Below are 19,670 nucleotides of genomic sequence, written 5' to 3' on the forward strand. Positions count from 1 at the left end.
TGGCTTGCCAGCGATGACGTCGGCACAGTCAATATCTTCATCGACTGATTCACCGCCATCGCTGGCAAGCCAGCTCCCACAGTTTTTGTATTAGCCACAGCTTTTTGTGTCAGCCACAGGTTTGGGTGTTGTCCCGGTTTCTCGCCACACCTTCACTTGTCCCCTCGCCCCCACCCGTGTAGAAAGCCTGTCCACAAATCGTGCACAAGGACTTTCCATGACAGCTCTGCCATGGCTCTATCTCGGGCTTCTCAGCCTTTGTTACGGATTGGCGCTGAGTTTCGGCCAGCTCGGCTGGCTGGCGCTGATCTCCATTGCACTGCTGGTTTTCGCCGGTTACGCCGTGCGCCAGCAAACCGTGCCGGTCGGGCGTTATCTCGGCCATGGCCTCTTTATCGTGCTGGCTCTGGCGCTGGCCCTGCACTGGCTGCCGGGCTTCTACAACGGCCGGGCCATCGAGCCGCAGCGCTTCACCGACAACGCCGTGCCGTTCTCGATGTACCTGAATCTCGACAAACCGTTGATTGGTTTCTGGCTGCTATTGGTCTGCCCATGGATCGTCGCGCGGCGTTCGTTGCGCCTGACGGTCTACGCCACCGCGCTGGCACTGACGTTGAGCGTAATCCTGGCACTGGGCGGCGCCGTGTTGCTGGGCATGATCGCCTGGGCGCCGAAATGGCCGGATCAGGCGTGGCTGTGGGTGCTGAACAACCTGCTGCTGGTGACGCTGGTCGAAGAAGCGCTGTTTCGCGGCTATATACAGGGCGGCCTGAGCCGTCGATTCCGGCACCTGCCGTACGGCGAAAACCTTGCGTTGCTGCTGGCCTCGTCGCTGTTCGCACTGGCGCATCTGGGCGCAGGATGGACGTGGGTGCTGCTGGCAGGTCTGGCGGGGGTCGGCTATGGTCTGGCCTATCGTTTTGGCGGACTGGGCGCGGCGATCGCCACCCATTTCGGCCTGAACCTGCTGCATTTTGCGCTGTTCAGCTATCCGATGCTCGCGGGCTGAAGCAATGGCCGTTTTGCGACGCCATTCTTAAATCTGAAAAAAAATTTCAATAATTTCCTGCCACCGCCGACAACCTTTCAAAGCCTTGCGGATTGAAAAACCATGCGTAACAACCAGCCCATTACACAACGCGAACGGACTTTCCCGGCTCAGCAGCGGTTGATTTCCACAACCGACGCCAAAGGCGTGATCACCTACTGCAACGACGCTTTCGTCGAAATCAGCGGGTTTTCGCGTGAGGAACTGATCCGTGCGCCGCACAACCTGGTTCGTCACCCTGACGTGCCGGCGGCGGTGTTTTCGCACATGTGGGGCACACTGAAACAAGGCTTGCCATGGATGGGCATTGTCAAGAATCGCTGCAAGACCGGTGACCATTACTGGGTTAACGCCTATGTAACACCGGTGTTCGACGGCAATCAGGTGGTCGGTTACGAGTCGGTGCGGATCAAACCCACCGCCGAACAGATCCGCCGTGCCGAAGCGCTTTATCAACGCATCAACCAGGGCAAGTCGGCGATCCCTTCCAGCGATAAATGGCTACCGGTGCTGCAGGACTGGCTGCCGTTCATTCTGGTCAGCCAACTGAGTTTCGTGATCGGCGCGACGCTGAACTCGCACTGGGGTTTTGCCCTCGCTGCCGGTCTGTCGGTGCCGCTGGGCCTGATGGGCCTGCAGTGGCAGCAACGCGGGCTCAAACGCCTGTTGCGTCTGGCCGAGCAGACCACGTCCGACCCGCTGATCGCGCAGATGTACACCGACAGCCGTGGCGCCCAGGCGCGTCTGGAAATGTCGATCCTCAGCCAGGAAGCCCGCCTGAAAACCTGCCTGACCCGTCTGCAGGACACCGCCGAGCACCTGACCGATCAAGCCAAACAGTCCGACGCCCTGGCGCACAACAGCTCCAGCGGTCTGGAACGTCAGCGTGTGGAAACCGAACAGGTCGCCACCGCCGTCAACCAGATGGCCGCCACCACGCAAGAAGTGGCGAGCCACGTACAACGCACCGCCGACGCCACCCAGGAAGCCAATCGCCTGACCGGTCGCGGCCGCGACATCGCCGGTGAAACCCGCGAAGCCATCCAGCGCCTGTCGGTCGTCGTCGGTGAAACCGGCCTGACCGTGACCCAACTGGCCAAGGACAGCGACGAAATCGGCGGCGTGGTCGACGTGATCAAAGGCATCGCCGACCAGACCAACCTGCTGGCGCTCAACGCTGCGATTGAAGCCGCCCGCGCAGGCGAGATGGGTCGCGGTTTTGCCGTGGTCGCCGACGAGGTTCGTCAACTGGCACAACGCACCAGCGAATCCACCGGCCAGATCCACGCCCTGATCGCCAAGCTGCAACAGACTGCATCCAGCGCCGTACAAACCATGGAAGCCGGCCATCGCCAGGCGGAAGAAGGTGTTGCGCGGGTACTGGAAGCGGATCAGGCCTTGGTCGGCATCAGCGAAGCGGTGGCCAACATCACCGACATGACCACCCAGATCGCCGCCGCGACCGAAGAGCAAAGTGCCGTGGCTGAAGAAATCAGCCGCAACATCAGCAACATCTCGGAACTGGCGGACCAGACCTCGGAACAGGCGCATAACTCGGCGTTGCTGAGTGAAGAGCTGACGAAGACGGCTAATACGCAGTATTCGTTGGTGGAGCGGTTTAACCGCTGATTGAAAGGCGATAACAAAAAACCCGGAGGGCGAGAGCTTCCGGGTTTTTTGTTGTTAATCACTCCGTGACTACCTATCGGTGCGCCACGCCCTACAATCATGCCCCTCTCAACGGAGCAGATATCAGACGCTTTTAGAGCACAGTCCCAAATCAATATCATATCGAACCGCAGTATCGAGGTAGAAGCCCTCAACAAATAAGCCCTTAACGTCAATTGTCAATTGTCAACTGTCAACTATGACAGTTGCCGAATCCCTCAGCCGTCACTACTTTGCTCCTATCAGGCAGGTTCATCAAAATTTCCGCACTGATGAGTTTACATTTTATCTTCCAGGGTGAGGCAAAATGACCAAGCTGACAGATGAACAACGCAAACGAGCAAAAGAAGCTTTCAATAACTACGACAGCAACAAAGACGGCCGTGTAACTGTTGAGGAGTTTACACGAGTGGTTGAAAAATTTTTGACACCCGAAACTACTGCGGCCTTGTTGAAAGAGGTAAATCCCAATGATGACGATGAGATCAGTTGGGAAGAGTTTCTCAAAGATTATGAGAACGACCTCTGATTGCATGGATTATTTTGCGATCAAAAACTGAAAATCGAGTAGCAAAACCCGGACTAGCGAAAGCTTCCGGGTTTTTTAGCGCTTTTGCGGTGCTCGACGGCTACTGCGGCACACGCAGCTTATCCAGCAGTCGATTGACCAACAGCTCGTTGAGCATGATCACCTGTTGCAGCGCCAGCAGCGGTTTGCGTTCCGGGCCGCCTATTGAATTGGCGATATTGCCGGCCATGGCATGGGCGTATGAAAGCGACTCGCTCGCCTCGACCAGGAGGGTTTCGTCATTCAGCGTGGGGTCGACAAAATAGACCGGGCGAAACTTGGGCGAGCTTGGTGGGGCTCCCAGTGCTTCGGGTCCGAGGTAGTAGTCGAGGGCGCGATCCGTCGCTTCTTTTGTCTTTTGAGACTCAAGCGCTGGGTCGTGAGGAGTTGGGTCGATGCCCGGAGGGTTTGGCGTGGCTTTGAACATAAATATCTAATTCCTGATCAAGGGCCGCGACCGTTCTCTACTAAAAGAAGGGTGGCGGCTGTGCGCAGGTTAGTAGACCGGAGGAATTAGCAAGACCGGCGCGCTCGAAAGCGCCCTGAGCACAGCCACCATTGAGTACAGGCAGATGCGCCTGACTTTATGGGACCTATGCACTTACTAAAACCATACGGGCTACTAAACCCGACCACTGATGGGCAGTGGCAGGCAAACGATATAGCCCGCGCCATGGTCGTGTAAGCCGGCGGATTCTGGCGTACGCGTAGGTAACGGCGCAAGGTGTTGTAGCCGTTATGGCGTAACGGTTCGTGTACTTTAAACGCGCTCACAAAATCATGTTTACGCACAGGAAATGCTGGGCAGTGAGCGCTTCCAGTTTTTTATCGTGTCAGCGAAATAGCCCCTCACCCTAACCCTCTCCCAGAGGGCTTGGCGGGCGGCGTTCCGATGAAGGGCAAGAGCACCACAAAACCAAAGCCGAACATCCGCTCCTCACCACTCAATAGGCCGAGTGTCAGCTCGCCTGCTTTTGATCTTGATCCACGGGCGACGTCGGAAGGCTGAGTGGAGGGATTGATCCGGGGGTGGGAGCGCAGCGACCGTTTGGCGAAGCCAAACACATCGAGAGGAGGTGCAGCGAAGCAAACCGTAGGCGATGCCCCCCGGATGAATCCCGGAGCGAAGGAACCCCGAGCCTTAGCGAGTGGGCCGGACGTAGGAGCAAGCGTTTTTGGTTACTTTTTAGGCGTTTGTAAAAAGTGACCCGCCGTAAGGGCGGAACCCTAGGTGGCCTTAACCGCAGCAATGGATATGCACACAGATCGAAAAGTGTGTCGTGTTCAAGATCTACCCCCTCACCCCAGCCCTCTCCCCCAGGGGGGCGAGGGCTGGGGTGAGGGGGCCGATCTCTGTGCGTTTCAGAATTTTGGTGAACCCTTGAGAAACGCAACCACTTTCTGCGCGGCGCTAGCCAAATGCTGCTCATGCGTAAACCCGGAAACCTTGAGCGGCTTCAAATCATGATCCCCCGCCGCCAGCCAAAACACTTCAATACTTGGCGATAACGAATAACCTTCGACCGCCTCACGATTGCCAAGCGCATCCCGCTCCCCCTGAACAATCAACGTCCGAGTCTGCAAAGAAGCCAAATGCTCAACCCGAGGCTTCTCCGGTTTCCCCACCGCATAAAACGGATATCCCAGACAAACCAACGCATCCGCACCCAACTCGTCGGCCAGGAGACTAGCCATCCGCCCCCCCATCGACTTCCCGCCAACCGCCAAAACCCCAGCGACATGACGTCGCACTTCAACGAAAACCTCACGCCAGCACTCCTGCAATTTCCCCGCAGGATTCGGCGGTCGCTTGACCCCGTCAACCCGCCGCTGCGCCATATAAGGAAACTCAAACCGCAACACATTCACCCCAAGCCCAGCAAGGCGCCCAGCCACATCCGTCATCCACTCACTGTCCATCGGCGCCCCCGCCCCATGCGCGAGGATGAGGGTCGCCGAAACCTCCCCAACAGCGGCATCCCAAAGCCACCCGTGATCCCGCAGGCACTGCGCCCATTGATCCCCGTCAATACTGGCCTTGTGCTGTTTGTCCATGCTTGCCTCGCTTTTAGTCTGCCTATAACTCCAGGCGAAGGATTCGCGGCGTTTTCTGCGCGCGCTCACTTCGGCTGAACCGTGGATGGGGAACCATGAACACTTCTATCAGTACCGCCTACAACTATAAGGTGGTCCGCCAATTCGCCATTATGACGGTGGTGTGGGGCATCGTCGGCATGGGGCTCGGGGTTTTTCTCGCGGCTCAATTGGTCTGGCCCGAACTCAACTTCAACCTGCCGTGGACCAGCTTCGGACGCCTGCGCCCGCTGCACACCAACGCGGTGATCTTCGCGTTCGGCGGCTGTGCGTTGTTTGCCAGTTCTTTTTACTCGGTGCAGCGTACTTGCCAGACCCGCTTATTTGCTCCCGCAATTGCCGCGTTCTGCTTCTGGGGCTGGCAGCTTGTGATTCTATTGGCGGCCATCAGCCTGCCACTGGGTTACACCAGCTCCAAGGAATACGCCGAGCTGGAATGGCCGATCGACATCCTGATCACCATCGTCTGGGTCGCCTACGCCATCGTGTTCTTCGGCACGATCATGCAACGCAAGACCAAGCACATTTATGTGGGTAACTGGTTCTTCGGCGCGTTCATCATCACCGTGGCGATCCTGCACATCGTCAACAACCTTGAGTTGCCGGTGAGCTTCACCAAGTCCTACTCGGTGTACGCCGGTGCAACCGACGCGATGGTGCAATGGTGGTACGGCCACAACGCCGTAGGCTTTTTCCTCACCGCCGGTTTCCTCGGGATGATGTACTACTTCGTGCCGAAACAGGCCGAACGTCCGGTGTATTCGTATCGCCTGTCGATCGTGCACTTCTGGGCGCTGATCACCCTGTACATCTGGGCCGGACCGCACCACTTGCACTACACCGCGCTGCCGGACTGGGCGCAATCGCTGGGCATGGTGATGTCGCTGGTACTGCTGGCCCCAAGCTGGGGCGGCATGATCAACGGCATGATGACCCTCTCGGGCGCCTGGCATAAGTTGCGCAGCGACCCGATCCTGCGCTTCCTGGTGGTGTCGCTGGCGTTCTACGGCATGTCGACCTTCGAAGGTCCGATGATGGCGATCAAGACGGTGAACGCCCTCTCCCACTACACCGACTGGACCATCGGCCACGTACACGCCGGCGCGCTCGGCTGGGTGGCGATGATTTCCATCGGCGCGCTGTACCACATGATCCCGAAAATCTTCGGCAAAGAGCAGATGCACAGCATCGGCCTGATCAACGCGCACTTCTGGCTCGCGACCATTGGCACCGTTTTGTACATCGCATCGATGTGGGTCAACGGCATCGCCCAAGGCCTGATGTGGCGCGCAGTGAACGAGGACGGCACGCTGACCTACTCCTTCGTCGAAACCCTGGTGGCCAGCCACCCAGGCTTCGTCGTGCGGCTGATTGGTGGGGCGATCTTCCTCAGCGGCATGTTCCTGATGGCTTACAACACCTGGCGCACCGTGCGGGCCTCGCAGCCTGCTGACGTCGTTGCTGCCGCGCAGATGGCCTGAGGAGTCCGCCATGAAACACGAAACGATTGAAAAGAACGTCGGCCTGCTGATGCTGCTGATGGTGTTTGCCGTGAGCATCGGCGGCCTGACCCAGATCGTCCCGCTGTTCTTCCAGGACGTGACCAACAAACCGGTGGAAGGCATGAAGCCCTACACCGCGCTGCAACTGGAAGGCCGCGACATCTACATCCGCGAAGGCTGCGTCGGCTGCCACTCGCAGATGATCCGTCCGTTCCGCGCCGAAACCGAACGCTACGGGCACTACTCGGTGGCCGGCGAAAGCGTGTGGGATCACCCGTTCCTGTGGGGCTCGAAACGTACCGGTCCGGACCTGGCCCGGGTTGGCGCGCGCTACTCGGATGACTGGCACCGTGCGCACTTGTACAACCCGCGCAACGTTGTACCGGAATCGAAAATGCCGGCCTACCCATGGCTGGTCACCCAACCGGTCGACAGCAGCCACACCGAAAACAAGCTCAAGGTCATGCGCACCCTCGGCGTGCCATACACCGACGATGACATCAGCGGCGCGGTGGCCAGCCTCAAGGGCAAGACCGAAATGGACGCCCTCGTCTCCTACCTGCAAGTGCTTGGCACTGCGATCAAGAGCAAGAGGTGATCTAGATGGTCTTTGAAATGAGCGCGGGGCTGATACGCGGCCTCGGCACGGTCGTGGTGTTCGTGGCCTTCGTCGGCCTGACCCTGTGGGTGTTCAACCGCAAGCGCACGCCGGAATTCGCCGAAGCGCGCCTGCTGCCGTTTGCCGACGAGCCGCAACCCGACACTACCCAAGCTAATGAAACAAGGAGTACCCGGCCATGACCACCTTCTGGAGTACGTGGATCTGCGTACTGACCATCGGCAGCCTGATCGGCCTGACCTGGCTGCTGGTCGGCACCCGTCGGGGCGAGACCAAGGGCAGCGTCGACCAGACCATGGGCCACAGCTTCGACGGCATCGAGGAGTACGACAACCCGCTGCCGCAGTGGTGGTTCATGCTGTTCGCCGGCACGCTGGTGTTTTCCGTGGGCTATCTGATCCTTTATCCGGGCCTGGGCAACTGGAAAGGCATCCTGCCCGGCTACGAGGACGGCTGGACCGGCGTCCACGAATGGGAAAAGGAAATGAGCAAGGCCGACGCCAAATTCGGGCCGATCTTCGCCAAATTCGCCGCCATGCCGCTGGAAGAAGTGGCGAAGGATCCGCAGGCGCTGAAAATGGGTGGCCGTCTGTTCGCGTCCAACTGCTCGGTGTGCCACGGTTCTGATGCCAAAGGCGCGTTCGGTTTCCCTAATCTCGCCGACAAGGACTGGCGTTGGGGCGGCGACGCCGAAACCATCAAGGCCACCATCATGGGTGGACGGATGGCGGCGATGCCGGCGTGGGGCGAAGTGTTGGGCGAAGCCGGGGTGAAGAACGTGGCCGCTTACGTGCGTCACGAACTGGCCGGCCTGCCACTGCCCGCCGACAGCAAGGCTGACCTGCAAGCCGGGCAGCAAGCCTTCAGCACCACGTGCGTCGCCTGTCATGGGGCAACCGGCCAAGGCACTGCAGCCATGGGCGCGCCGAATCTGACGCACCCGGCCGGGTTTATCTACGGCACCGGCCTGACCCAACTCGAACAGACCATCCGCCATGGCCGTCAGGGCCACATGCCGGCGCAAAATGAACTGTTGGGCAACGATAAAGTGCAATTGCTGGCCGCTTATGTGTACAGCCTGTCGCACAGATTGAATACAGAAAAAGTTATTACTGAAGACAACAAGCAGTAAGCATTGCGTACATCACTGCCGCACCATTCTCGGTGCGGCAGCATCCCGCCCCTTTGCGACGCATTGTCGCACCCCTTCACACCCTCACCTTTCGGTTCCCCGGATTCGGGTCTACGCTTGCTCGATGCGGACTGGCCCGTGCCGGTTCCAGGTCGACCCCGAGCGATGTGTTCGATGAATTGGCTGACAGACTCGCCGCAAAGGCCGGTAGATACCGGCTGTCGCGCCGATTGCCATTCATCCGCCTAACTGGCCGTTCGAACACACCTCGTTACAACTGACCTGAACCCCTCGCTTTTTCCGTCCGCTGCGACATTTTGTCCGAGGCCAATTTTGACCTTACGTGGCGCATGGAAAGGCCGCAGAATCAGCGTTGGAAAGCATTGACCCAGGTCATGGCGCGTTGCAATGACCCCCTGCTCTCTGCATACTTGCGGCCGATTTTAATCCTAATAAAACACCCAAACCGTGGAACCTTAGAATGAGCACAGCAATCAGTCCGACTGCTTATAACTATAAGGTAGTCCGCCAGTTCGCCATCATGACGGTGGTCTGGGGGATCCTTGGCATGGGGCTCGGTGTCTTCATCGCCTCGCAACTGGTCTGGCCGGAATTGAACTTCGGTCTGCCGTGGACGAGCTTTGGACGCTTGCGCCCGTTGCACACAAACCTGGTGATTTTCGCCTTCGGTGGTTGTGCACTGTTTGCCACTTCCTACTATGTCGTGCAGCGAACCTGCCAGACGCGACTGATTTCCGACAGCCTCGCCGCCTTCACCTTTTGGGGATGGCAAGCGGTCATCGTTGGCGCGATCATTACCTTGCCGCTGGGTTACACCACCACCAAGGAATACGCGGAACTGGAATGGCCGCTCGCCATTTTGCTGGCCATTGTCTGGGTCACCTACGGCCTGGTGTTCTTCGGCACCATCACCAAGCGCAAAACCAAGCACATCTATGTCGGTAACTGGTTCTACGGTGCGTTCATCGTGGTGACGGCGATGCTGCACATCGTCAACCACATGTCGTTGCCGGTCAGCCTGTTCAAGTCGTACTCGGCCTACTCGGGCGCGACCGACGCGATGATCCAGTGGTGGTACGGCCACAACGCAGTGGGTTTCTTCCTGACCACCGGTTTCCTGGGGATGATGTACTACTTCGTGCCGAAACAGGCCGAACGTCCGATCTACTCCTATCGCCTGTCGATCGTGCACTTCTGGGCACTGATCACCCTGTACATCTGGGCCGGCCCGCACCACTTGCACTACACCGCACTGCCGGATTGGGCACAATCGCTGGGCATGGCCATGTCGATCATCCTGCTGGCACCAAGCTGGGGCGGCATGATCAACGGCATGATGACCCTGTCGGGCGCCTGGCATAAGCTGCGCACCGACCCGATCCTGCGCTTCCTTGTGGTCTCGCTGGCGTTCTACGGCATGTCGACCTTCGAAGGTCCGATGATGGCGATCAAGACCGTCAACTCGCTCTCGCACTACACCGACTGGACCATCGGCCACGTACACGCCGGCGCGCTCGGCTGGGTAGCGATGATCTCGATCGGCGCGATCTACCACATGATCCCGAAACTGTTCGGTCGTGCGCAGATGCACAGCGTCGGTCTGATCAACGCGCACTTCTGGCTCGCAACCATCGGCACCGTGCTGTACATCGCTTCGATGTGGGTCAACGGCATCACTCAAGGCCTGATGTGGCGTGCAATCAACGACGACGGCACCCTCACCTACTCGTTCGTCGAAGCGCTGCAGGCCAGCCACCCGGGCTACATCGTCCGTGCACTGGGCGGTGCATTCTTCGCCAGCGGCATGTTCCTGATGGCTTACAACGTCTGGCGCACCGTGCGCGCCTCGAACCCGGCTGAAGCCGAAGCCGCTGCCCAGATCGCTGTCGTTGGAGCTCACTGATGAAGCATGAAGCTGTCGAGAAGAACATTGGCCTGTTGGCCTTCTTCATGGTCATCGCCGTCAGCGTTGGCGGCCTGACCCAAATCGTTCCGCTGTTTTTCCAGGACGTCACCAACAAACCGGTCGAGGGCATGAAGCCGCGTTCGGCGCTGGAACTGGAAGGCCGCGACGTTTACATCGCCAACGGCTGTGTCGGCTGCCACTCGCAGATGATCCGTCCGTTCCGTGCCGAAACCGAACGCTACGGCCATTACTCGGTCGCCGGTGAAAGCGTCTGGGATCACCCGTTCCTGTGGGGTTCCAAGCGTACCGGCCCGGACCTGGCCCGCGTCGGCGGTCGTTACTCCGATGACTGGCAGCGTGCGCACTTATACAACCCGCGCAACGTGGTGCCTGAGTCGAAAATGCCGGCTTACCCGTTCCTCGTGGAGAACAAGCTCGACGGTAAGGACACCGCTAAAAAAATGGAGGTCTTGCGCACGCTCGGCGTCCCTTACACCGACGAAGACATCGCCGGTGCAAAGGATGCTGTGAAGGGCAAAACCGAAATGGACGCGCTGGTGGCCTATCTGCAAGGCCTGGGCACCATCATCAAAAGCAAACGGTGATCTAGATGGATATCGGGATGATTCGAGGCCTGGGCACCGTTGTTGTGATGGTTGCCTTCATCGGCCTGGCGTTGTGGGTATTCAGCCCCAAGCGCAAGTCGGAGTTTGAAGACGCGACCTTGCTGCCTTTCGCGGATGATCCCGAAGCCATCAAGCACGTCGAGCAAGCTTCTAGGAGTAACAAAGAATGACTACATTCTGGAGTCTGTACGTCACAGTCCTCAGTCTCGGTACGATCTTTTCCCTGACCTGGCTGCTGCTGTCGACCCGCAAGGGCCAGCGCAGCGAGCAGACGGACGAGACGGTCGGCCACTCCTTCGACGGGATCGAGGAGTACGACAACCCGCTGCCGAAATGGTGGTTCATGCTGTTCGTCGGCACCATCGTTTTTGCCTTGGGTTACCTGGTGCTGTACCCGGGCCTGGGCAACTGGAAAGGCCTGCTGCCGGGCTACAACTACCTCGATAACGACAAGCAGACCGCGTTCGCCAACGGCCAGACCGGCTGGACCGGCGTGCACGAGTGGGAAAAGGAAATGGCTCGCTCGGACGCCAAGTTCGGTCCGATCTTCGCCAAGTTCGCCGCCATGCCGATCGAAGAAGTGGCCAAGGATCCGCAAGCCCTGAAGATGGGGGGCCGCCTGTTCGCCTCCAACTGCTCGGTCTGCCACGGTTCCGATGCCAAGGGCGCTTACGGTTTCCCGAACCTGACCGACGCCGACTGGCGCTGGGGCGGCGAGCCGGAAACCATCAAGACCACCATCATGGGCGGTCGTCACGCGGTGATGCCGGCCTGGGCCGATGTCATCGGCGAGCAAGGCGTCGCCGACGTTGCAGCCTTCGTGGTGACCCAACTCGATGGTCGCAAACTGCCGGAAGACACCAAGGCCGACCCGGCCAACGGCCAGAAACTCTTCGCCGCCAACTGCGTGGCGTGCCACGGCCCGGAAGGTAAAGGCACCCCGGCGATGGGTGCGCCTAACCTGACCCACCCGGCGGCGTTCATCTACGGTTCGAGCTTCGCGCAACTGCAGCAGACCATCCGGTACGGCCGTCAGGGCCAGATGCCTGCGCAGGAACAACTGCAGGGCAACGACAAGGTGCACCTGCTGGCGGCGTATGTTTACAGCTTGTCCCACGGTGAAAAAGCACCGGAAGCCGAGGCGCAATAAGGTCGATAACTGATAACGACAACGGCCCCGTTCATTTCCATGAACGGGGCCGTTGTCGTTCCATACCGGCTTTTTAACGAATTTCGATGGTGTCGATTTCTTCAAGCGTCTTGCGCCAGTCATTGGCGCTGACCTGATACACCTTCATTGACTTGCGATCCCCGGCAATGCTGATCGTCAGATACGACTGATTGGACGCCCCACCGCTGAGATAGACAGGCACACTCCCGAACACTCTTTCGACACTGCGTTTACTGTAATTCCCCACACGCTGGTGATAATGACCGGCGAACACTGCGGTCACTTTGTATCGTTCGATCATTTCCTTGAACCTGGTGATCTGCTCGGCCGAGCCCTTCCAGTCATCAGGCTTGTGCATATTGAGCAGAATGATCTGACCTTTTACACGCGCCGCTTTCAAATCCTTTTCCAGCCAGTCGAGTGAGTCGGTTATCGCATACAGCGTTGGCACGCCCCAATCATATGCGGTGAATTGAGTGCTGTAAGTAGGCTCATTGTTCAGCTGAACCACATGCACATCCCCATAATCCTTTGAATAAGCAAGACTGCCACTAAGGCGTCTTTTAATGGTGCTCTCACTGTCGTAGCTCATATCCAGGCCTGGCAACTTGCCAAAATATCGCTCTTTAAAATCAACGATACTTCCCGCTGCGCAATTATTCAGAAAGCAGTCATCGACGTTATTTTCGTAATCATGATTACCCAGACCGTAGTCATAGTTGCCTGCCAGTTGTTTATCCAGTATTTCCCGGACAGTGGCCCGCTCAGACCCGTGACCGAATGCCGTCATGTCACCGTTGATCATGACAGGTACATTGTTTGGATTGAGAACGACACTCCTTCGGAAATCTGCAATGTCGGCGTATTGGGTTTCAATTAACCAGCGCGAACGCTTATCTCGATCCGAGGAAGATTCCTTGTCGCCGTCATCAGAAGCTTCAGTCCAAGGAAACTGCGGGTCCGATGCAAAAACAAAACGACTCGGGGAGTAATCGGCCTGCGCAGTATTAATGAAAACTGCAAGCGCACTAAAAAACAGACTGCCAAAATACGAAAACTTATTATTAAACATAGACTTCTTTTCCGGTAATAAAAGTTAGCGAAAGACTCATTCCATCGCTTGCCCCCAAAGTAACCAACAGAACACCGCAACACAATCACCACACCCTCAAACTTTAATTAACCATATTTCACTACTTACACCAAATTCAAACTCATCATTGGCTGCAATACTTTAAATAAACAATCGCACAAACTTTGACAATGTTCCGACTTCATACGCGACACCAGTCTGCAAGCTCCGGATAACGCGACTGGCTCACATTTGGCAATGCAATGTCGATGGGCCAATCTGCCGACAGACGATATCGTCCTGATCTGAAACCGCAGGCGACGCCTGCATACCACCTGGCAAGGATGCCCTTCATGACCAAACCAAACGAAAGTCCGAACACTGCACAGTCGATCCCGGACTGCGTACCCCCCGTTAAAAATGACACGACCAACGAGACCGGAAACCGGTCGAGTCAGAAGCGATCTTTCATCGACGAAAGTGCTGCGGACAAAAAGCATGGTTCCGGCGGGCTCGACACCCTGGGCGGCGGCCGACTGCCTTGATCGCTGAATGAAAAACCGGGCAACGTTCGCGTTGCCCTCCTCTGCTGCCATCGCGCAACACCGATATCGGCAGTACCTGTCAGCTATAGTCAATTGACCTGCGTCATGCTTTGCTGAATTCGCTACACCATTCAGGTTTTTTTCCCAACGCGACCAAAGGTCGCACCCTTGATCCAGAGCGACAGGCGTATCATTGCGCCACTGCAACACCTCTTTCTGACCTGGGTTGGCACGTATCGACCGAGGCATTTTTCCACTGCCGTGGGATGCAATGATGAGCAACCAGATTCCGGTACACGACGTCACGCCACCGAGCAAAAACACGAACAACAGCGTCGACCTTTACGCCTCACGAGAAAAAATCTACACCCGCGCTTTCACCGGGCTGTTCCGCAATCTGCGGATGATGGGCGGCGCCGCTTTGTTTCTGCTGTATTTCGGTACGGTGTGGCTGAACTGGGGTGGCCATCAGGCCGTGTGGTGGAACCTGCCCGAGCGCAAGTTCTTCATCTTCGGCGCCACCTTCTGGCCCCAGGACTTCATCCTGCTGTCGGGCTTGTTGATCATTGCCGCGTTCGGCCTGTTTTTCATCACCGTGTATGCCGGCCGGGTCTGGTGCGGTTACACCTGCCCGCAAAGCGTGTGGACGTGGATTTTCATGTGGTGCGAGAAGGTCACCGAAGGCGACCGCAACCAGCGCATCAAGCTCGACAAGGCGCCGATGAGCGCCAACAAATTCCTGCGTAAATGTGCCAAACACACGATGTGGTTATTGATCGGTTTTGTCACCGGCATGACCTTCGTCGGTTACTTCTCGCCCATTCGCGAACTGGTCTTCGAGTTCTTCACCGGCCAGGCCGATGGCTGGTCGTACTTCTGGGTCGGTTTCTTCACCCTCGCCACTTATGGCAATGCCGGATGGTTGCGTGAGCAGGTGTGCATCTACATGTGTCCGTATGCGCGCTTCCAGAGCGTGATGTTCGACAAGGACACGCTGATCGTTTCCTACGACCCGCGTCGCGGCGAAAGCCGTGGCCCACGCAAGAAAGGCGTCGACTACAAGGCCATGGGCCTGGGCGATTGCATCGATTGCACCATGTGCGTGCAGGTCTGCCCGACCGGCATCGACATCCGCGACGGCCTGCAGATCGAATGCATTGGCTGCGCGGCGTGTATCGACGCCTGCGACAGCATCATGGACAAGATGGACTACCCGCGCGGCCTGATCAGCTACACCACCGAGCACAACCTCTCCGGGCAGAAAACCCATAAACTGCGGCCACGCCTGATCGGCTACGCAGTGGTGCTGCTGGCGATGATCAGCCTGCTGGTGACCGCGTTCTTTATGCGCTCGCTGGTTGGTTTCGACGTCAGCAAGGACCGCGTGCTGTACCGCGAAAACGCCGAAGGCCGGATCGAAAACGTCTACAGCCTGAAGATCATGAACAAGGACCAGCGCGACCACACCTACGTGCTGGAAGCCGCCGGTCTGCCGGATCTGCGACTGCAAGGCAAGCGCGAGATCAAGGTGCCGGCGGGCGAGATTTTCAGCATGCCGGTCGAATTGTCGAGTGCACCCGAACAACTTCCATCGAGCACCAACGAGGTGAAATTCATCCTCAAGGACGCCGATGACGACAGCGTCCACGTTGAAGCCAAGAGCCGATTCATCGGCCCACAAATCCGTTGAGAGAACTGAACATGCCCGCAGCAAACGCCGCAAGTCCCTGGTACAAGCACCTCTGGCCATGGATCATCATCGGGATTCTGGCCTGCTCGGTGACCCTGACCTTGTCGATGGTGACCATCGCGGTGAACAACCCGGACAACCTCGTCAACGACAACTATTACGAGGCGGGCAAAGGCATCAACCGTTCGCTGGACCGTGAGCTGCTGGCGCAAAACCTGAAGATGCGCGCTGCCGTGCATCTGGACGACGTCACCGGCGAAGTGGATCTGCGTTTGAGCGGCGACAGCCAGCCAAAGACGCTGGAACTGAACCTGATCTCGCCGACTCAGCCGGAGAAGGATCGCAAAATTGTTCTGTCCCGCAGCGAAACGGAAACCGGACGTTACATCGGCCAGTTGAGCGACAAGATCGAAGGGCGTCGGTTTGTCGAATTGCTGGGTACTCAGGACGACCACGTCTGGCGCATGTTCGAAGAAGAACTGGTCAGCCATGACAAGGATCTGCTGCTCGGCGATGAGCCGCTGCAAGGCGCTGAAGACCTGAAGAAGTGAATCAAAGTCAAAAGCCCCTCACCCTAGCGCTCCCGAAACGTCGGACCGCCCGGAGGGAGAGGGAACTGGTCTCGGGTGTTTACATAATCGATGTATGCCAGTGACGATAGCGCTGACTGAACCCATTAATCCGGCCACCACCGATCGGCTCCCTCTCCCTCCGAGAGAGGGCTGGGGTGAGGGCAAGCGGATCACTCGACTCCAAGGGTTTATCCCCTCGACAATGCCATGACCACCCCACTCCCTTGCTACCACTGCGCCCTGCCCGTCCCGTCCGGCAGCCGCTTTACCGCCGTCGTCCTCGGGGAACCCCGCGAATTCTGCTGCCCCGGCTGCCAGGCCGTGGCCGAAGCCATCGTCGCCGGCGGCCTGGAAAGTTATTACCAGCATCGCAGCGAAGCCTCCGCCAACCCTGAAGCATTGCCGGTGCAACTGACTGATGAACTGGCACTGTACGACCGCGCCGATGTGCAACAACCTTTCGTCCGCCACGAAGGTGAGCTGGCCGAAACCACCCTGCTGATGGAAGGCATCAGTTGTGCCGCGTGCGGCTGGCTGATCGAGAAACACCTGCGCACCTTGCCCGCCGTGGCCGAGGCGCGACTGAACCTGTCCAACCATCGCCTGCATGTGCGCTGGGCCGACGCGCAATTGCCGCTGAGCCAGATCCTCGCCGAACTGCGCCACATCGGTTACGCCGCCCATCCTTATCAAGCCGACCGCGCCAGCGAACAACTGGCCAGCGAGAACCGTCTGGCTCTGCGACAGCTCGGGGTGGCCGGGCTGCTGTGGTTTCAGGCGATGATGGCGACCATGGCGACATGGCCGGAATTCAACATCGACCTCAGCCCGGAACTGCACACGATCCTGCGCTGGGTCGCGCTGTTTCTCACCACGCCGATTGTGTTTTACAGCTGCGCGCCGTTCTTCAAGGGGGCGATGCGCGACCTGCGCACTCGTCACCTGACCATGGACGTGTCGGTGTCGCTGGCCATCGGCAGCGCCTACGTTGCGGGGATCTGGACGTCGATCACTGGCGTCGGCGAGTTGTATTTCGACGCGGTCGGCATGTTCGCCCTGTTCCTGCTCGCCGGGCGCTATCTGGAGCGACGTGCCCGCGAACGCACCGCCGCCGCCACCGCACAGCTAGTCAATCTGTTGCCGGCCTCGTGCCTGCGCCTGGACGACAACAACCAGAGCGAGCGCATCCTGCTCAGCGAATTGCGCCTTGGCGATCAGATTCTGGTGCAGCCCGGTTCGATCCTGCCGGCGGACGGCAAGATCCTCGACGGCCAATCGAGCATCGACGAGTCACTGCTGACCGGTGAATACCTGCCGCAACCGCGCTCGCCGGGTGACGCGGTGACCGCCGGTACACTCAACGTCGAAGGCGCATTGACCGTTGAAGTGCAGGCGCTGGGGCACGATACGCGATTGTCCGCCATCGTCCGTTTGCTCGATCGTGCGCAGGCCGAAAAACCGCGACTGGCAGAAATCGCCGACCGCGCGGCGCAATGGTTCCTGCTGCTCTCGCTGATTGCCGCAGCGGCCATCGGCCTGTTGTGGTGGGAACTGGATTCGTCGCGCGCCTTCTGGATCGTCCTCGCCATGCTGGTTGCGACTTGCCCGTGCGCGCTGTCGTTGGCGACCCCGACCGCCCTCACGGCGGCCACCGGCACCTTGCACAAACTGGGTCTGTTACTGACGCGCGGTCATGTACTGGAAGGCCTGAATCAAATCGACACGGTGATTTTCGACAAGACCGGCACGCTCACCGAGGGGCGTCTGGTGCTGCGTTCCATTCGCCCGCTCGGGGCGCTGAATGGCGAGCAATGCCTGAGCCTTGCCGCCGCTTTGGAAAACCGCTCGGAACACCCGATTGCCCGCGCCTTTGGGCGGGCACCGCTGGCGGCGGAGGAAGTCCACAGCACACCGGGCCTCGGCCTCGAAGGTCTGGTTGGCGAGCAGCGCCTGCGCATTGGCCAGTCTGCGTTTGTCTGCGCCCTGAGCAACGCACCGCCACCGGCAATGCCCGACGAACCGGGCCAATGGCTGCTGCTCGGCGACGCTCAAGGCCCGCTGGCATGGTTCGTCCTCGACGACCGCTTGCGTGACGATGCTCCGGCCCTGCTCGCGGCGTGCAAGGCGCGCGGCTGGCGGACGTTGCTGTTGTCCGGCGACAGCTCGCCGATGGTCGCCAGTGTCGCCGCCGAACTGGGCATCGACGAAGCCCGAGGTGGCTTGCGCCCGGACGACAAGCTGCAAGTGCTGCAACAATTGCACAAGCAAGGACGCAAAGTGCTGATGCTCGGCGATGGCGTCAATGACGTACCGGTGCTGGCCGCGGCCGACATCAGCGTGGCCATGGGCTCGGCCACCGATCTGGCGAAAACCAGCGCCGATGCCGTGCTGCTGTCCAATCGCCTCGACGCACTGGTGCAAGCGTTCACCCTGGCCCGTCGCACCCGCCGGGTAATCATCGAGAACCTGCTGTGGGCCGCGCTGTACAATGGCCTCATGTTGCCGTTTGCCGCGCTCGGCTGGATCACTCCGGTGTGGGCCGCTGTCGGCATGTCGATCAGTTCGTTGACCGTGGTGCTCAACGCCCTGCGCCTGACTCGCCTGCCGAGTGCGCCGGCTGTTCGTACCTCGTCAGAAACCCGTCCGCTGCCGGCCTGAGCCGCGCGGGCATGGAGTACCGATGCCAGCTCTCTACGTGATGATCCCGGCCGCACTGTTGATCGTGGCCATCGCCGTGTACATCTTCTTCTGGGCGGTGGACAGCGGTCAGTACGACGACCTCGACGGCCCGGCTCACAGCATTCTGTTCGACGATCAGGATCCGAACCACACAGCAGCGGTGGACGAGGCCAACGCCGGCAAACCGGACGACAAGGCGCCGCCCCATGCTTGAATTGGCGCCACTGCTGGTGTCGGCGCTGATTCTGGGTTTGCTCGGCGGCGGCCATTGCCTGGGAATGTGCGGCGGTTTGATGGGCGCGCTGACGCTGGCGATCCCCAAGGAGCAGCGCAGCCGACGCTTTCGTTTGCTGCTGGCGTACAACCTGGGGCGAATCCTCAGTTACGCCACCGCCGGATTGCTGATCGGCCTTGCGGGCTGGGCGGTGGCCAACAGCCCTGCCGCGCTGTTCATGCGCGTGCTGGCCGGGTTGCTGCTGATCGCCATGGGTTTGTATCTGGCCGGTTGGTGGAGCGGTCTGACCCGCATTGAAAGCCTCGGCCGTGGTTTGTGGCGCTACATCCAACCGGTGGCCAATCGCTTGCTGCCAGTGTCGAGCCTGCCCCGCGCCTTGCTGCTCGGCGCCCTGTGGGGATGGCTGCCGTGCGGACTGGTTTATAGCACGCTGCTGTGGTCGGCGAGTCAGGGCAATGCGCTGGACAGTGCGCTGCTGATGCTCGCTTTCGGCCTGGGCACATGGCCGGTGCTGCTCGCCAC

The 19,670-nt window shown here is 59.2% G+C and carries 20 protein-coding genes; 17 read left to right on the plus strand and 3 right to left on the minus strand.

The features are described from left to right. Positions 1 to 217 precede the first annotated feature (217 nt). The 3 genes from F2P67_RS10270 (at position 218) to F2P67_RS10280 (ending at position 3,245) form a co-directional block, all read left to right on the plus strand. Positions 218 to 1,009, plus strand: a complete 792-nt coding sequence (locus F2P67_RS10270) for a CPBP family intramembrane glutamic endopeptidase (protein WP_166219964.1) — start codon at positions 218 to 220, stop codon at positions 1,007 to 1,009. 102 nt (positions 1,010 to 1,111) lie between these two features. After that, positions 1,112 to 2,677: a methyl-accepting chemotaxis protein gene (locus F2P67_RS10275; RefSeq protein ID WP_025110374.1), complete on the plus strand. Its 1,566-nt coding sequence runs from the start codon at positions 1,112 to 1,114 to the stop codon at positions 2,675 to 2,677. 346 nt (positions 2,678 to 3,023) lie between these two features. Next, positions 3,024 to 3,245 (plus strand): EF-hand domain-containing protein, encoded by a 222-nt coding sequence (locus tag F2P67_RS10280; RefSeq protein ID WP_166219966.1) that lies wholly within the window; start codon positions 3,024 to 3,026, stop codon positions 3,243 to 3,245. A 100-nt stretch (positions 3,246 to 3,345) separates the two neighbouring features. Here the strand turns inward: F2P67_RS10280 and F2P67_RS10285 are convergent, their stop codons facing one another. Next, positions 3,346 to 3,711, minus strand: a complete 366-nt coding sequence (locus tag F2P67_RS10285) for a DUF6124 family protein (RefSeq protein WP_166219968.1) — start codon at positions 3,709 to 3,711, stop codon at positions 3,346 to 3,348. A gap of 935 nt (positions 3,712 to 4,646) precedes the next feature. Beyond that, a complete protein-coding gene (locus F2P67_RS10290) occupies positions 4,647 to 5,339 on the minus strand; it encodes an alpha/beta family hydrolase (RefSeq protein WP_166219970.1) in 693 nt (230 codons plus the stop codon). Between the two features lie 95 nt (positions 5,340 to 5,434). Here F2P67_RS10290 and ccoN (F2P67_RS10295) point away from each other — a divergent pair, with 95 nt between their 5' ends. From ccoN (F2P67_RS10295) to ccoP (F2P67_RS10330), 8 genes are all read left to right on the plus strand, one after another. Next, positions 5,435 to 6,859, plus strand: coding sequence for a cytochrome-c oxidase, cbb3-type subunit I (ccoN, locus tag F2P67_RS10295; RefSeq protein ID WP_166219972.1), 1,425 nt, complete (start codon positions 5,435 to 5,437; stop codon positions 6,857 to 6,859). A 10-nt stretch (positions 6,860 to 6,869) separates the two neighbouring features. Further along, complete coding sequence (gene ccoO / locus F2P67_RS10300; RefSeq protein WP_166219974.1) at positions 6,870 to 7,478, plus strand: cytochrome-c oxidase, cbb3-type subunit II; 609 nt, start codon at positions 6,870 to 6,872, stop codon at positions 7,476 to 7,478. Positions 7,479 to 7,483: 5 nt separating this feature from the next. Next, positions 7,484 to 7,681: a cbb3-type cytochrome oxidase subunit 3 gene (locus F2P67_RS10305; protein WP_007960354.1), complete on the plus strand. Its 198-nt coding sequence runs from the start codon at positions 7,484 to 7,486 to the stop codon at positions 7,679 to 7,681. Further along, a complete protein-coding gene (gene ccoP / locus F2P67_RS10310) occupies positions 7,678 to 8,631 on the plus strand; it encodes a cytochrome-c oxidase, cbb3-type subunit III (RefSeq protein ID WP_166219976.1) in 954 nt (317 codons plus the stop codon). Before F2P67_RS10305 ends, ccoP (F2P67_RS10310) begins: the two co-directional genes overlap by 4 nt. A gap of 481 nt (positions 8,632 to 9,112) precedes the next feature. Continuing rightward, positions 9,113 to 10,555, plus strand: coding sequence for a cytochrome-c oxidase, cbb3-type subunit I (gene ccoN, locus F2P67_RS10315; RefSeq protein ID WP_166219978.1), 1,443 nt, complete (start codon positions 9,113 to 9,115; stop codon positions 10,553 to 10,555). Next, positions 10,555 to 11,163 (plus strand): cytochrome-c oxidase, cbb3-type subunit II, encoded by a 609-nt coding sequence (ccoO, locus tag F2P67_RS10320; RefSeq protein ID WP_095047713.1) that lies wholly within the window; start codon positions 10,555 to 10,557, stop codon positions 11,161 to 11,163. The genes ccoN (F2P67_RS10315) and ccoO (F2P67_RS10320) overlap by 1 nt, the downstream gene beginning before the upstream one ends. A 5-nt stretch (positions 11,164 to 11,168) precedes the next feature. Continuing rightward, complete coding sequence (locus tag F2P67_RS10325) at positions 11,169 to 11,354, plus strand: CcoQ/FixQ family Cbb3-type cytochrome c oxidase assembly chaperone (RefSeq protein WP_003175465.1); 186 nt, start codon at positions 11,169 to 11,171, stop codon at positions 11,352 to 11,354. Then, on the plus strand, positions 11,351 to 12,334 hold the full coding sequence (gene ccoP / locus F2P67_RS10330) for a cytochrome-c oxidase, cbb3-type subunit III (protein ID WP_166219980.1): 984 nt from the start codon (positions 11,351 to 11,353) through the stop codon (positions 12,332 to 12,334). Before F2P67_RS10325 ends, ccoP (F2P67_RS10330) begins: the two co-directional genes overlap by 4 nt. A 73-nt stretch (positions 12,335 to 12,407) precedes the next feature. On the opposite strand, the gene F2P67_RS10335 is transcribed toward ccoP (F2P67_RS10330), so the two are convergent. Then, entirely contained in the window at positions 12,408 to 13,427 is a 1,020-nt protein-coding gene (locus F2P67_RS10335) for a metallophosphoesterase family protein (protein WP_166219982.1), read from the minus strand. Between the two features lie 353 nt (positions 13,428 to 13,780). On the opposite strand from F2P67_RS10335, the gene F2P67_RS10340 reads away from it, so the two are divergent. The 6 genes from F2P67_RS10340 to F2P67_RS10365 form a co-directional block, all read left to right on the plus strand. Continuing rightward, positions 13,781 to 13,972 carry a hypothetical protein gene (locus tag F2P67_RS10340; RefSeq protein WP_166219984.1) on the plus strand — a complete coding sequence of 64 codons (192 nt, stop codon included), beginning with the start codon at positions 13,781 to 13,783 and terminating at the stop codon, positions 13,970 to 13,972. Positions 13,973 to 14,246: 274 nt separating this feature from the next. Next, entirely contained in the window at positions 14,247 to 15,662 is a 1,416-nt protein-coding gene (gene ccoG, locus F2P67_RS10345; RefSeq protein WP_166219986.1) for a cytochrome c oxidase accessory protein CcoG, read from the plus strand. A gap of 11 nt (positions 15,663 to 15,673) precedes the next feature. Continuing rightward, on the plus strand, positions 15,674 to 16,213 hold the full coding sequence (locus F2P67_RS10350; protein ID WP_166219988.1) for a FixH family protein: 540 nt from the start codon (positions 15,674 to 15,676) through the stop codon (positions 16,211 to 16,213). A gap of 228 nt (positions 16,214 to 16,441) precedes the next feature. Beyond that, positions 16,442 to 18,892: a heavy metal translocating P-type ATPase gene (locus F2P67_RS10355; RefSeq protein WP_166219990.1), complete on the plus strand. Its 2,451-nt coding sequence runs from the start codon at positions 16,442 to 16,444 to the stop codon at positions 18,890 to 18,892. Positions 18,893 to 18,914: 22 nt separating this feature from the next. Then, positions 18,915 to 19,127 (plus strand): cbb3-type cytochrome oxidase assembly protein CcoS, encoded by a 213-nt coding sequence (ccoS, locus tag F2P67_RS10360; protein WP_039763029.1) that lies wholly within the window; start codon positions 18,915 to 18,917, stop codon positions 19,125 to 19,127. Further along, on the plus strand, positions 19,120 to 19,670 hold a 551-nt coding region (locus tag F2P67_RS10365), incomplete at its 3' end, for a sulfite exporter TauE/SafE family protein (protein WP_166219992.1). The genes ccoS and F2P67_RS10365, both read left to right, overlap by 8 nt.

It is taken from the genome of Pseudomonas atagonensis (assembly GCF_011369485.1).
Taxonomy (GTDB): Bacteria; Pseudomonadota; Gammaproteobacteria; order Pseudomonadales; family Pseudomonadaceae; genus Aquipseudomonas; species Aquipseudomonas atagonensis.

Excerpts from the sequence above, each read along its gene's own strand:
- F2P67_RS10270 (WP_166219964.1), top strand. The coding sequence starts at position 218 with ATGACAGCTCTGCCATGGCTCTATCTCGGGCTTCTCAGCCTTTGTTAC.
- F2P67_RS10275 (WP_025110374.1), top strand. The coding sequence starts at position 1,112 with ATGCGTAACAACCAGCCCATTACACAACGCGAACGGACTTTCCCGGCT.
- F2P67_RS10280 (WP_166219966.1), top strand. The coding sequence starts at position 3,024 with ATGACCAAGCTGACAGATGAACAACGCAAACGAGCAAAAGAAGCTTTC.
- F2P67_RS10285 (WP_166219968.1), bottom strand. The coding sequence starts at position 3,711 with ATGTTCAAAGCCACGCCAAACCCTCCGGGCATCGACCCAACTCCTCAC.
- F2P67_RS10290 (WP_166219970.1), bottom strand. The coding sequence starts at position 5,339 with ATGGACAAACAGCACAAGGCCAGTATTGACGGGGATCAATGGGCGCAG.
- ccoN (WP_166219972.1), top strand. The coding sequence starts at position 5,435 with ATGAACACTTCTATCAGTACCGCCTACAACTATAAGGTGGTCCGCCAA.
- ccoO (WP_166219974.1), top strand. The coding sequence starts at position 6,870 with ATGAAACACGAAACGATTGAAAAGAACGTCGGCCTGCTGATGCTGCTG.
- F2P67_RS10305 (WP_007960354.1), top strand. The coding sequence starts at position 7,484 with ATGGTCTTTGAAATGAGCGCGGGGCTGATACGCGGCCTCGGCACGGTC.
- ccoP (WP_166219976.1), top strand. The coding sequence starts at position 7,678 with ATGACCACCTTCTGGAGTACGTGGATCTGCGTACTGACCATCGGCAGC.
- ccoN (WP_166219978.1), top strand. The coding sequence starts at position 9,113 with ATGAGCACAGCAATCAGTCCGACTGCTTATAACTATAAGGTAGTCCGC.
- ccoO (WP_095047713.1), top strand. The coding sequence starts at position 10,555 with ATGAAGCATGAAGCTGTCGAGAAGAACATTGGCCTGTTGGCCTTCTTC.
- F2P67_RS10325 (WP_003175465.1), top strand. The coding sequence starts at position 11,169 with ATGGATATCGGGATGATTCGAGGCCTGGGCACCGTTGTTGTGATGGTT.
- ccoP (WP_166219980.1), top strand. The coding sequence starts at position 11,351 with ATGACTACATTCTGGAGTCTGTACGTCACAGTCCTCAGTCTCGGTACG.
- F2P67_RS10335 (WP_166219982.1), bottom strand. The coding sequence starts at position 13,427 with ATGTTTAATAATAAGTTTTCGTATTTTGGCAGTCTGTTTTTTAGTGCG.
- F2P67_RS10340 (WP_166219984.1), top strand. The coding sequence starts at position 13,781 with ATGACCAAACCAAACGAAAGTCCGAACACTGCACAGTCGATCCCGGAC.
- ccoG (WP_166219986.1), top strand. The coding sequence starts at position 14,247 with ATGAGCAACCAGATTCCGGTACACGACGTCACGCCACCGAGCAAAAAC.
- F2P67_RS10350 (WP_166219988.1), top strand. The coding sequence starts at position 15,674 with ATGCCCGCAGCAAACGCCGCAAGTCCCTGGTACAAGCACCTCTGGCCA.
- F2P67_RS10355 (WP_166219990.1), top strand. The coding sequence starts at position 16,442 with ATGACCACCCCACTCCCTTGCTACCACTGCGCCCTGCCCGTCCCGTCC.
- ccoS (WP_039763029.1), top strand. The coding sequence starts at position 18,915 with ATGCCAGCTCTCTACGTGATGATCCCGGCCGCACTGTTGATCGTGGCC.